Annotated in this window: 9 protein-coding genes; 1 reads left to right on the top strand and 8 read right to left on the bottom strand. The window is 49.2% G+C overall.

Features of this window, described 5'->3' with window-relative positions; genetic code table 11:
* Positions 1-72: 72 nt before the first annotated feature.
* The gene (locus tag DWX00_RS13840; protein WP_117510899.1) at positions 73-1,647 is read right to left on the bottom strand and encodes a carboxylesterase/lipase family protein; all 1,575 of its coding nucleotides are present in this window, start codon (positions 1,645-1,647) and stop codon (positions 73-75) included.
* Positions 1,648-1,946: 299 nt separating this feature from the next.
* Here DWX00_RS13840 and DWX00_RS13835 point away from each other — a divergent pair, with 299 nt between their 5' ends.
* Positions 1,947-3,308 (top strand): MATE family efflux transporter, encoded by a 1,362-nt coding sequence (locus tag DWX00_RS13835; RefSeq protein WP_118595555.1) that lies wholly within the window; start codon positions 1,947-1,949, stop codon positions 3,306-3,308.
* A 114-nt stretch (positions 3,309-3,422) separates the two neighbouring features.
* Here DWX00_RS13835 and DWX00_RS13830 read toward each other — a convergent pair whose 3' ends face one another.
* From DWX00_RS13830 to DWX00_RS13795, 7 genes are all read right to left on the bottom strand, one after another.
* On the bottom strand, positions 3,423-4,133 hold the full coding sequence (locus tag DWX00_RS13830; RefSeq protein WP_117801642.1) for an HAD family hydrolase: 711 nt from the start codon (positions 4,131-4,133) through the stop codon (positions 3,423-3,425).
* A gap of 311 nt (positions 4,134-4,444) precedes the next feature.
* Complete coding sequence (locus DWX00_RS13820; protein ID WP_055220913.1) at positions 4,445-5,329, bottom strand: homocysteine S-methyltransferase family protein; 885 nt, start codon at positions 5,327-5,329, stop codon at positions 4,445-4,447.
* Between the two features lie 215 nt (positions 5,330-5,544).
* Positions 5,545-5,832 (bottom strand): hypothetical protein, encoded by a 288-nt coding sequence (locus tag DWX00_RS13815; RefSeq protein ID WP_055220917.1) that lies wholly within the window; start codon positions 5,830-5,832, stop codon positions 5,545-5,547.
* 247 nt (positions 5,833-6,079) lie between these two features.
* A complete protein-coding gene (locus DWX00_RS13810) occupies positions 6,080-7,489 on the bottom strand; it encodes a SurA N-terminal domain-containing protein (RefSeq protein ID WP_118595553.1) in 1,410 nt (469 codons plus the stop codon).
* A gap of 187 nt (positions 7,490-7,676) precedes the next feature.
* Entirely contained in the window at positions 7,677-11,201 is a 3,525-nt protein-coding gene (gene mfd, locus DWX00_RS13805; protein ID WP_118595552.1) for a transcription-repair coupling factor, read from the bottom strand.
* Positions 11,202-11,206: 5 nt separating this feature from the next.
* The gene (pth, locus tag DWX00_RS13800) at positions 11,207-11,791 is read right to left on the bottom strand and encodes an aminoacyl-tRNA hydrolase (protein ID WP_022462621.1); all 585 of its coding nucleotides are present in this window, start codon (positions 11,789-11,791) and stop codon (positions 11,207-11,209) included.
* Positions 11,792-12,011: 220 nt separating this feature from the next.
* Positions 12,012-12,971, bottom strand: a complete 960-nt coding sequence (locus DWX00_RS13795) for a TIGR03943 family putative permease subunit (protein ID WP_022462622.1) — start codon at positions 12,969-12,971, stop codon at positions 12,012-12,014.
* Positions 12,972-13,105: the final 134 nt, after the last annotated feature.

Below are 13,105 nucleotides of genomic sequence, written 5' to 3'. Positions count from 1 at the left end.
AAATGCCAGAATGTTTTTAACTGAGGCAAAACATTCTGGCTGTTTTTTCTGGGATTGCTATGAGTCAATTAATTAATGAATAAAGAACGCGTCCTCTTCCTCGTCTTCCACAACCGGTGTCATCGGGTTATACTCGGTTTCCACCAATTTTTTCACCAGCTCGTGATCGAAGTTGCGGCGAATTTCACAGGTTCTGTCGAAAATCATGGTTGCTTCATCCCCTGGGGTGCATGCCGGCCAGTTCGGGAGGGATGGGGTTTCCGGGCTTCCGTAGCGGGCAAAGTTGATCCAGGCGGTGGCCATACGCTCCTGCAGACGGTCTGTTTCGCCCGGGACATTGCATACGGCGATGCGGTCGATGTTATGGAATACGAACGGAATCTCGGCACAATGCCATGCGGCTTTTCCGCCATCGATCGGGAATTCATAGGTAAACTGATAGGAATAGGTCGGCGCTTCTGTAAACTCCGATTTCTGACGAATGAATTCGATCGTTGCCGGACGGAAGAACGTATCCACAGACCACAGGTCGGCAATTGTTTTGTCCGGATATGCTTTTTCAAAAAGAGAAATCAGTTCCGGCGTTGCATCACCATATTTTCTCGTCAGGAACGCAATCTGTTCCTCACGGTTCATCTCATGTTTTCCCGGCACAACCGGTCCAAAATCAAACTCACCGATGTTGGTTCCTGCCAGCACAGGAATCGTTTTGGCGTGATCCGTAAATCCGCACTTGATCGGATTTCCGCGGAACCAGCCGTTCTCCATCGGTCCCTGTCCGATATAGCAGCCTTTCGCAGCAACCTCTGCCTCAACTTTATTGTACGCATTTGACAGCTCATAATACGGGATCGTCTCAAGCTTCTCCACCTCGGATTCGTCCAGATTCAGTTCTTTTAACAGAGCCTTCACAATCGCGGTGCCGTCTCCGTCCTCTTTCTGATAAACCTTTGCCTCATAAACACCGCTCTCGATGATACCCTTCTGGAACAGGCCGTCTGCTGCCGGCGTATTCATCAGCGTTGCCACCTTCATACCGCCGCCGGACTGACCGAAAATCGTAACATTCTCCGGGTCTCCGCCGAATGCCGCGATATTGTCATGTACCCACTGCAATGCAGCTACCATATCTGCGTTTCCTGCATTCGCAGAATTTTTGTATTTTTCGCCAAACGGCGAGAGATCGAGATAACCGAGGATATTCAGCCGATGGTTCACGGAAACAACAACGACATCACCGAACTCGCTTAAGTGATCCCCCTCATATGCCACATGCTCAATCGCAGAGCCGGCGCTGAAGCCGCCGCCGTGGAGCCATACCATGACCGGCTTTTTCGCACCCGGATCAAGACTCTGTGTCCAGACATTCAGGTTCTGGCAATGCTCGTCCTGCGGCCAGTAGCGATGCGGTACCAGCACCTCCATGTTCGGCTCATCCTGCTTTAAAAGCGGGCATACATAGCCGTATGCCAGTGCATTTTTGATTCCTTTCCACGGTTTCACCGGCTGCGGCATCTGGAAACGATCCGCCTCGGCGTAATGGATTCCATGAAAGGCATACGTCGTGTTCAGTCGGAAACCGCGTACCTTTCCTGCTTTTGTCTCTACTACCGGATCTGTTTTACTGCATACAAAATAATCTCCCATATTTCAGTTACCTTCTTTCTATCCTGTTCTGTGACGCGCAGTTTCCAAAAAACCACCGCAAAATCCCCCTGATCTTTCCGTTTTTGCACCGGTCTTTGAAGCATCTGTTGTTTTTGCATTTACGCATCTGCTCCTTATTATACCAGACAATTTTTTCAGAAACAATTCTTTTCACTTTTATTTTCGGCTGTTTATATCAATAAAGTCCGAAAATCGCGTCAAAAACTGATATTTCCATCACAACTTCAAAGTGCTACAATAAAAAAGAAGGTAAAATCAACGTAAAAAAGGGGACTACTATGACGAAAACAGTACAAAAGAGCAAAGCCCGCGATATGACCCAGGGCTCTATCTGGAAACAGCTTCTTCTCTTCTCGCTTCCGCTGATGGCCGGAAATCTCTTCCAGCAGCTTTACAACACCGTTGACAGCATCGTTGTCGGCAACTTTGTCGGCAAGGAAGCACTCGCCGCCGTCGGCTCCGTCGGTCCGATCATCAATTCTCTGATCGGCTTTTTCATGGGACTTTCCACCGGTGCCGGTGTCATTATCTCTCAGTATTATGGCGCAAAGGCGGATGAAAAGGTCAGCCGCACCGTCAGCACGACACTGGTGATGACATTTTTTCTCTCTATTGTCTTTACTATTCTCGGCATCTTCATTACACCGTACATGCTCCGCATGATGAGTACGCCGAACGACGTCATCCGCGAGTCAGCAACGTATCTTAAAATTTACTTTGGCGGTGTTGCCGGTCTGATGTTCTACAACATGGGCTCCGGCGTTCTCCGCGCTGTCGGCGATTCCCGCCATCCGCTGTATTTCCTGATTTTTTCCGCTGTTGTCAATACCGTGCTCGATCTTTTGTTTGTCGTTTCCTTCGGCATGGGAATCGAGGGTGTGGCGCTTGCAACCGTTATTGCACAGTGCCTTTCGGCGGTTCTGACGCTGTATGTGCTGACCACAACAGACGGCCCATACCGCATCTGTTGGAAAAAGCTCTGCATGGACTGGTCTTTGCTGTACCGCATCGTCTGCGTCGGACTGCCGGCAGCGATCCAGCAGATGGTGACTTCCGTTTCCAACGTTTTCGTGCAGTCCTATATCAATGTATTCGGCTCGGATGTTATGGCAGGCTGGAGTGCCTGCATGAAAATCGACCAGTTTATGATGCTGCCGATGATGAGTGTTGGTCTTGCTTCGACCACCTTCACCGGACAGAACGTCGGTGCCAGCTACATTGACCGTGCAAAGAAGGGTGCTACAACCGCATTCCTGCTTGCTGAGCTTGTAACCATTGTGATGATGATTCCTCTGCTGATTTTCGCCCCGCAAATGGTCTATCTGTTTAACCAGGAGACAGCTGTGATTCGTTATGGAACTCTGTTCCTGTATCTGCTCTCCCCGTTCTACATTCTCTGCTGCGTCAACCAGGTTTACTCCAACGTCCTGCGCGGCGCAGGAGACACCAGAACACCGATGATCGTGATGCTCGGAAGCTTCGTCGTGTTCCGCCAGATTTATCTGTTTGTGATGTCTCATATATTTGATTCCATCATTCCGATTGCACTTGGTTATCCGGCGGGATGGCTGGTATGCAGTGTTCTGATCTATGCCTGCTATCGAAAATTCCGGTGGGATAAAGGAATGCGGAAAAGCTGAAGGATTCCTTTCCTGACATAAGCAAAAGGGGCTGTTGCACTAAGAAAATGAACGTAGTGCGACAGCCCCTTTTTTCGCATTATTTTTTCAGGAGTGCTGCTGAATGCTCTTCAGTTAAAATAACTCCGCAATCGCCGCGATCTTCTCACAGTTTTCCGGCAGCGGGTCGTTTATTTTCGGTGACTGGCGCGTTGCCACGTAACGGCTTGCAATTCCGGCAGAGGCTGCACCGTGGCAGTCAGCGATATCGTCATTTCCTGTCATCAGGCATTCTGCCGGATCGAGGTGATACTGCTTCAGCAGCATCTCATAAAACGCCGGATCCGGTTTTTTCACACCGGCATCCGATGAGAGCAGGATTCCATCAAAGTATTTCGTAAGGCCGAGCAGGGAAATTTCCGGCGCGGTGAAAAGCGCCTGTGCGTTGGACAGCAGAAAAACCTTCTTTCCTGCGTCTTTTAAACGCTGCAGCATTTCCGGCACGCCGGGGAACAGTTTCAGTTCTTCTATCGAAATCGCACGGAACATTTTCGCCAGATCTGCAATTTCTTTTTCCGTTACCGAAACAGCTTGATCCTCAAACAGCTGCCGGAACACATCCGCAATGTCGATTTCCGGTACATGGCTGCCGCGGCATTCCATTTTAAGCGCAGCTTCCTGCTCTTTGATTTTTGTCTCATACGCCATCCGGAGTTCTTTCGGCTCATAGGCGGCCCCTTTCATGCCGAAGAACAGGCTCATTTTTTTCCAGAGATACGCTTTCTTTTCATTCGTATGTATATCTACCAGAGTTCCATATAAATCAAAAATATAATTCTGATACATCCTTCATCATCCTTTCTTACGGAAAGTTTTCCACACGACACGTATTCTACCAGACTTTTCTCCACAATTCCATGTCTTTTTTCCAGACTTCCTATCTTTTTTTCTCCACCCAGACTGTCCACCAAACCAGATCGTTGAAACCTGTTTTGTCTTGCTCTCTGTAAGAAAGAATCCTGCCCGGAGGGCTTTTTACTTTATCGGAAAATTCAACGAAGTTTCCGGTAACGTAAAAAAATTCCCCCGTACAGATTTTGTCCGCAACAGGGGAATTCATTACATCTCACAGTCTCCTGCGAATTGTAATCTTTGATTTACTTTCTCGCATCCAGCATTTCTTTCACCAGACGAATATACTCCGGTGTCGTTCCGCAGCAGCCGCCGACAATGCCTGCACCCGCGTCTACCAGAATGTTCATATATTTTGCAAACGTCGGCGCATCCATGCTGTAGATTGCCTCACCGGTCGGCGTGATTTTCGGCAGGCCGGCATTCGGTTTTACAATAACCGGTACTCTTGCCACTTTTTTCATGGAATTTACGACTGCCTCAAGCTGATCCGGTCCGACCGAGCAGTTCAGTCCTACGGCGGATGCTCCCATTTCCTGCAGTGTCTCAACTGCTTCCACAGCGTTTCCGCCGAACAGGGCAGAACCGTCTGCTTCCAGCGTCAGAGAACACATAATCGGCAGATCGCAGACAGAAAGTGCAGCATCCATAAAGACACACGTTTCGTCTACGCTCAGCATCGTCTCCGCTACCAGAAGATCAACGCCCGCATTTGCTACCGCTGTTACCTGCTCTGTGTAGGATTCCAGCAGCTCTTCATAAGAGAGATCGCCTTTTGGCTGCAGCATTTTTCCTGGTGTGGAAAAATCTCCCGCGATCAGCGCACCTGTTCCGGCAAGCGCTTTTTTCGAGATGTCCACCAGGCGTGCATTCAGCTCCTCCACCTCGTTTTCTCTTCCATAATCCGCTAATTTCAATCTGTTTGCACCAAAGGTCGGCGCATAGACAATCTGGCTTCCCGCCTCCACGTAAGCCTTCTGTAAATTTGCCAGAATATCAGGGTGCTCCAGAACCCAAAGCTCTGTACTGACTCCTTTTGGCATTCCCGCTTTTGTCAGATTTGATCCGGTTGCGCCATCCAATAAAATGACACCTGCTCCGGCAAGCTGTTCAAATTCTTCTCTTGTCATTTTCTTTTCTCCATTCTGCCCGAGTTACCTGCAGCACATGTCCGCGTATACTGACAAATCCCGGCTGTTTTTTCTGAACCTGCCGCGCTTTTCGCGTCAAATTCATGTTCAGTATAGCATTGTATTGTTTTCCCGACAAGTAAAAAAAGAGGTATCCGTTTTGGATACCCCTTCGTCTGTTTCTGTTCATGAATGTTCAGCAAACCCCGACATTCTCAATCATGATGCGCGTCTGAATGATGTGTCTCCGAATGATGCGTCTCCGAATGATGTGTCCTGCCCGAGCTGTTCCCCCCACCGGACGGGATATTCTTCGGTGACCCCGGAGACAAATTTGTTCCCTGGTTCACACGGGTTGCTTTCTGTCCATTTTCCACCTGCGAGGATGCCGATACCGTTGAAACACCCGAATCGGAACTGTTTTCCGTTGCAGCATTTTTTCCACACGCAACGAAAGCCAATACTGCTGTACCGACAAGTACGGAAATTACTGCCTTCTTCATTTCTCCACCTTCTTTCCTGGTACATCGTTTTCGCCTGAACATTAGAGCGTGTCCGAAAAATTATTTCCGCAATTTGCGAGATACACTCTGGTTGTAATTTCATTTTAAATAAGCTTCTTACTATTGTCAATTTATTCTACAAATTCCCTATTATTTTCTTTTTTTTGTTCCAAAATATTTTCAGACACAAACAGCAGCCGGACCCCTCTCCCGGATCCGGCTGCCGTTTGTCCTGTATCGTATGCTTTTATTCTGCAGTGCTTGAAGACGTTGAAGCAGTGCCTGTGCTGCTTGTCGATGTCGTTTCGGTACTGCCTGATGTCGTGCTGTCAGACGTTGTACTGTCCGTTGCGGTACTGTCCGTTGTTGTACTGTCGGTTGTGGTTCCATCTGTGGAATCTGTAGAAGCGCTGTCAACTGTCATCGTATACAGATCTGCGTCCGTTACTTCAAGTTTTTTCCAGTTGGATGCGACCTTGATATCGCTCTCCTTTACCCATCCATCCAATGTATCGTTGTACTTATCCGATTTGCGGTTGGAAATGATAGTCTGTCTTCTGGACTCGGTTTTGTCCTCGTCGAATGCTTTATCTACACGGATCACATAATATGCATCGTCGCCTTCGATGACACCGTCATAATACTCGCCATCCTTCAGCTTTGCTGCTTCTTCCGCTACTTTATCTCCAAGAGAACAGGTATCGTCATCGTCTTTCTCCGATCCGGTTCCAAAGGATGTCTCGGAAGAGGTCAGATAAGAAACCTCAGAGGAGGAATCGCTGGCGGAACTGCTCGATGTGCTCGCGCTTGAAGCGTCGGATGCGCTTGTGTCGGAAGCATCGGAAGAAGAGCTGCTCTCATCGGAGCTGTCGGCAGAATCGGTGGAATCTGCGGTATTCTCCGCATTTAACTGATCGTTCAGCTCCTTGCGCAGATCGGTAAACGATGCGGCTGCAGGATCCTCAGACTCTTTTAAGAGATCCAGGAATCTCTGTGCGATTTCTTTCTTTGCCGCTTTTTCCTCGTCCGTCAAATCAATCGTTTTTCCATCGTCATCCTTCTCGGTTCCTGCTGTGGATACCGTGATGTAGCTGATGGAGGTCTGCTTTGCCTCTTCATCGGATACCTCGGTATCTACATTTGCGATGATCGGATCATAAATTTTGGTTTGAATAACATACAGCTCCAGTGCATCCTGGATGTCCTCAACGGTTGCGTGCAGCTTTTTCATCACATCGTCACCGTTCTTATCTGCGAATGCCTGTGCAGCCTCTTTCGCCTGCTGTTTTTCCTCGTCTGTCAGGGAAATTCCGTATTCCTCTGCGTGCTGCCGCATCAGAAGCTCTTTTTCGATCGTATCAAGAGACTGCTCCTTGAACGTTTCCCCGGTAGTCTTTCCATCGTCGCCTTCCTTGTCGTACATCTCAGACGGCATCTGCATTCCGTACATCGAGTACATCTTGGAATAATAATTGTACATGGTTGCCTGCTGATATCTCAGCATGAAATTTGCCTGTCCGAGTGTAATCGACTCGTCATTTACAGTAATTGCCGTTTTTGTTCCGTCCACATTGTCGGAACCGCAGCCAGTCAGTCCCATCGCTGCCATCGAAGCACTCAGCATAACGCAGACTGCTTTTGCTTTTAAATTTTTCATTACTTCCTCCTCATGCAGGGCGAAATGTATGCTCAAAAAGAGTTTTTCTTTTTACACGTTCGAATTTCCGGTCCTGCATCGATTTTTATAAACGCTTTTCCTATTATACCCTTTTTGTTGATACAGGGCAACTTTTTTCTTCCCTGTTCACGCCTTTTTCACACGATCTTGTGGTTATGCGAGTATTTCACTCCTGTGTGATCTGCAGCAGATCTTCCACCAGTGCATGGCTCTTCTCCAGCAGATCGATCTTTTCCTTTGAATTTCTCCGCCGCGGCGTGTAGACAAACGCCAGCGACTCCATCTGGAATTTCAGTTCGTCTCGGTATTTCTGCAGCAGCTCCGGAATCCGCGCCACATCGATTTTTGCATGCTGCTGTAAGGTGACTCGTACCGAATCGCCCATCTGTTTCAGCTCCGTCACATACGCACAGTGCGCCAGCGCTTTCAGTTCTGCAACAGCCAGAAGATTCTGTACATTTTTCGGCGGTTCCCCGAAGCGGTCGGTCAGCTCCTCCGTCATGTCCTCATACTCTTCCTTATTTTCAATCGCCGCAATTCGCTTATAGGTGTCAAGCTTCAGAGACTCGTTGCTGATGTAGCTGTCCGGAATATAGGCACTGACATTCAGATCAATCGTTGTCTCGAACGCTTCTGCCGGTGCGATGCCCTTCGCCTCCTGGACAGCCTCTGCGAGCATTTTACAATAGAGATCGTATCCAACCGATTCCATATGGCCCGACTGCTCTGCGCCCAGCAGATTTCCGGCGCCTCGGATCTCAAGATCACGCATTGCAATTTTAAAGCCGCTTCCCATCTCCGTAAATTCACGGATCGCATGGAGACGCTTCTCCGCCACTTCCTTCAACATCTTGTTTCTGCGGTACATCAGAAATGCGTAGGAAGTCCGGTTCGACCGTCCGACGCGGCCGCGGAGCTGATAGAGCTGTGACAGTCCCATCTGGTCGGAATCATGGATAATCATGGTATTGACATTCGAAATATCGAGTCCTGTCTCAATGATCGTTGTTGACACGAGCACATCGATCTCTCCGTTGATAAAGCCGTACATGATCTTTTCCAGCTCACGCTCTTTCATCTGTCCGTGCGCAAAGCCTACATTTGCATCCGGCACGAGCTTCTGGATCGTGTTCGCCATATCCGCAATCGACTGGACGCGGTTATAGACATAGTAAACCTGCCCGCCCCGCGCAAGTTCACGGTTAATCGCCTCGCGGACCATTTCTTCATTGTATTCACAGACAAAGGTCTGGATCGGCTGGCGATCCTGCGGTGCTTCCTCGAGCACACTCATATCCCGGATGCCGATCAGGCTCATGTGCATGGTACGTGGAATCGGCGTCGCCGTCAGTGTCAGAACATCCACATTTTTTTGCAGCTGTTTGATTTTTTCTTTATGCGTCACGCCGAACCGCTGCTCCTCATCGACAATCAGAAGGCCAAGATCTTTGAACTTTACGTCCTTCGACAGAACGCGGTGTGTTCCGATGACAATATCCACGAGTCCTTTTTTCAGATCCTCCAGCGTTTTTTTCTGCTCTGCCGGCGTGCGGAACCGGCACAGAAGATCAACGCGCACCGGAAAGTCCTTCATGCGCTCAACGAACGTATTGTAATGCTGCTGTGCCAGAATAGTGGTCGGAACGAGGTAGACGACCTGTTTGCTCTCCTGTACTGCCTTGAACGCTGCACGGATTGCAACCTCGGTTTTGCCGTATCCGACATCGCCGCAGATCAGGCGGTCCATGATCTTTTTGCTCTCCATGTCCGCCTTTGTCGCCTCGATCGCCGCAAGCTGATCGTCCGTCTCCTCAAACGGAAACAGTTCCTCAAATTCCTTCTGCCAGATCGTATCCTTTCCGAACTGATAGCCGGATGACGCCTGCCGCTCGGCATACAGCTTCACGAGATCCTGTGCAATATTTTTTACCGCATGGCGAACCCGTGTTTTCGTCTTATTCCATTCCTGACCGCCGATTTTATTCAGCTTCGGCACCTTTGCAGCTTCGCCGGACGCATACTTCTGCAGCGTATCAAGCTGGGTGGCCAGCACATAGAGGTTCGATCCGCCCGCATACTCGATTTTCATGTAATCACGCGTTACGCGGTCCATCTCAATTTTTTCGATACCGCGGTAAATACCAAGACCGTGGCTCTCGTGCACGACATAGTCACCGATCGAAAGATCCGCAAAATTTTGGATTTTCTGACCGGAATACTCCGATTTCTTCCGGTTTTTCTTCTTCTCTTTTCCAAAAATATCCGTCTCTGTAATCAGCACAAATTTCTGCATCGGATATTCAAAGCCTCTGCGGGCCGCGCCGTGGATCAGCATGACCTCGCCCGGTTTCAGAACACGCTCCGCATTCTCGCTGTAGAAGGCCGGAATCTCCTCATTCTGCAGGTCCTCTGCCAGATGCTGCGCCCTCGTCCGCGACGGACTCGCCAGTACAATACGGTAACCCGCTTTTTTCCAGGATTTCAGATCTTTTACCAGAAGCGGGAACTGATTGTTATACGAATTGACCGATTTCACCGTCACACTGAATTCGTCACGGATATTCCACTCGCCCTTCTGCGGCTCCATCAGCGATACGGCAACACAGCCGCGGCGGTTCAGTTTTGCCACAAGCTCCGCCGTACTGCACATCAGCTTCGCCTGTCCCGGCAGGAGGTATCCCTTTTCGAGACGGTGGCTCACGCTCTCCTGAAATTCTGCTTCCAGCGCATCGGCACACTCGATGATGCGGTTCGGCTCATCGAGGAAAATGCGGCTGTTCTCCGGCAGATACTCAAGAAACGAGACGGTCTCCGGATAAAAATAATGAAGATACTGCTCCGCTCCCTGCAGAATTTCGCCCTCGCCGATCTGATCGCAGATTTCCTCTGCCGCATGGCGGATACGCGCCGCTTCCTCCGTCATCATCTTGTCGCGGAACTTTGTGCTTTGCGCTTTTGCCTCTTTTTTAATCGCTTTCACACCGCGCGCAATCGTATTCTCTGTTAAAATCAGCTCCGATGCCGGATAGATTGTGATTTCCTCGAGGTTTTCAATCGACCGCTGGCTCTCCGCATCGAAGCTTCGGATGGAATCTATCTCATCGCCCCAGAGCTCAATCCGGATCGGGTTCTGTTCCGTCAGCGGATAAATATCGAGAATGCCGCCGCGGACGGAAAACTGGCCGGTCGACTCCACCTGAAAGGTACTCTCATAGCCGAGCCGCACCAGCTCTTTTCTTATTTTATCCAGATCGAGTTCGCTGTCATTGCGCAGATGGATGCAATGTTTTTCGAACACGCCAAGAGGCAGAAGAAAGTCCATACATCCCCCTACACTGGTGATGATGGTAACTTCCTTCCGCTCAAGAAGTGCCTGGATCACCTGAAGCCGCTGCCGGATCAGCAGATTTCCGTGAATGTCTGCCTGATAGAAAATCAGGTCCTTCGCCGGATAATACAGCGTCTCCGCATCGTACAGCCGGTAATCCTCATATAATTCTTTTGCTTTTAATTCATTTTCCGCGATCAGAAGCCGCACCGGGGCATCCTCGGAGAGACCTGCAATCATGTGGGCTTTCTGGCTTTCCAGACAGCCCGAGATCACCGTCACACCTGCGGTTCCTTTTTTCAGATCACGGAACAGCTCGTCAAAACGGGCAATTTCTTTGATCGGTTCTAATAACGCTTTCATTTTCCTTACTCTGCCGGGTTTGCAGATTTGCGGTTATACTCATTCATAGCTGCGTCCACATCCCCGTTCAGCATCTGCTCGATTGCTTTTGCCGCATGCTCGATCGCCAGATTTACAAGGGGACGTTCGTCTTTCGTAAACGGACTTAACACGTAGTCCGCCAGATCCCAGTTTTTCGGTTTCTCACCGACGCCGACCTTCACACGCATAAAATGGTCGGTGCCAAGATTGGCGATGATGTTTTTGATGCCATTGTGGCCGCCCGCGCTTCCTTTTTTGCGGATACGGATCTGTCCCGGCGCCAGGCTGATATCATCGTAAACCACGATCAGCTCGCTCTCCGGATCCACTTTGTAATAGTTCACCAGCTCCCGCACAGACTCACCGCTCAGATTCATATACGTCATCGGCTTTGCAACGATAACCTTCTGACCTGCGATCATGCCTTTTCCGAACAGAGCCTTGTGGCCTGTACCGGAGGAAGGGATCTGATATTCATCGATCAGATAATCGATGGTATCAAATCCGACATTGTGCTTCGTCCCTTCGTACTGGCGCGTTGGATTTCCCAGACCTACTATAATATACATAAATTCTCCTGTCATCAGACCATTTTCCGGCGCAGTTTTTGTTCACGTCACGGTCAAAACGGATATTCTCCATCCACTTCGCTACTTGCGCATAACCGAATAGCTGCTTCGCCGCACCGAAAAATGATATATTGTTTTTCCATCTGTCATAAAGAAAGAACACGAACAAAAGAGCAGCCTTTTTCCTGCTCTTTTATTCGCTGAAATGCTTCGGCAATGTTTAGTTAAAGTATACCAGTTCGCTCTCCGGTTTCTTGGCCGGTTTGATTTCTTTTGCATACAGAACCGGGCCTTCGCCATCGTAAACCTTCATATAGCCCCATTTTACCGTTGCAGTCACGTCAACCCAGGAACCCATTACGAGAGATTTGGCGCTTGCGCATTTGCAGACATAGCCGATAAAAGAAGTATCATCTGCACAGCAGGTCATTGCCATACGACCCGGAACAAAGAAATCGGCTCCGACATCCTTGCTCTTTAATACCATACCGCGGAAATGAACAGTCTTGCCCTCGTAACGCTCCGGGTTGTCGCCCATATCGACATACCAGATTCCGTAATCGGCATCGTCGATTTCGATCACATCGGCATCGGTATCAAACGGCATCTGATCCTCAAAAATGTTGTCAATTTCGCCTTCTTCATTCTCAAACAGAACGTCGCACGCCTGGTTGACTACTTTGATGCTGCGGCGGAAGGATGGAAGCGGATCTTCCGGACGGCAGCGGTTGAACATGACCATATCGGCATTTTTTGCCATCTCCATGAAGACGGATTTCATGTTCTGCATATAGATCTGGAAGCAGCTTGCGTCGACGGTCACGATCTCCTGTACGATGCCCCAACCGCGCGGCAGTTCCATTTCTTCGAGTTTTTTTACGCTCCAGAGCGGGTTGTATTCGAGAATGATTCGCTCCGGGCGGTATTTGCGGTTCAGTTTTTTCAGGTAATCCAGGGTAAACTGCTCTGGTCCTTCTACGATTTCCAGGACGGTGTTGTGTTTGAGCAGTTCTTTTTCGTCGTACTCTACTTCACCTTCTTCGGTTGTGATCAGAAGGGTTGGTCCGTCGATCTGGAAATAGTCCTGTGCTACGGTAAAATTGATAAAAGAGGTTTTTCCACTCTCCAGAAATCCTGTTATGAGATAAATCGGAATTTCTACTTCGTCTTCTTCGTACATTTTGTACCTCCGTTGTCTTTGACGTACTCCCGGAATCTTTCTGCACTTGCTTTTGCGGCTGAGATTCCGGGCGTGCCTTTTGCTTTGTCTCTAAATCAAGAAAAAAGCTGCCACATCGGATTTTGTTTCTGATG

Source organism: Blautia sp. AF17-9LB, from assembly GCF_003479185.1.
Classification (GTDB): domain Bacteria; phylum Bacillota; class Clostridia; order Lachnospirales; family Lachnospiraceae; genus Fusicatenibacter; species Fusicatenibacter saccharivorans.
Note: the sequence above shows the minus strand (reverse complement) of the source record. Positions and strands in the feature narration are given on the sequence as shown.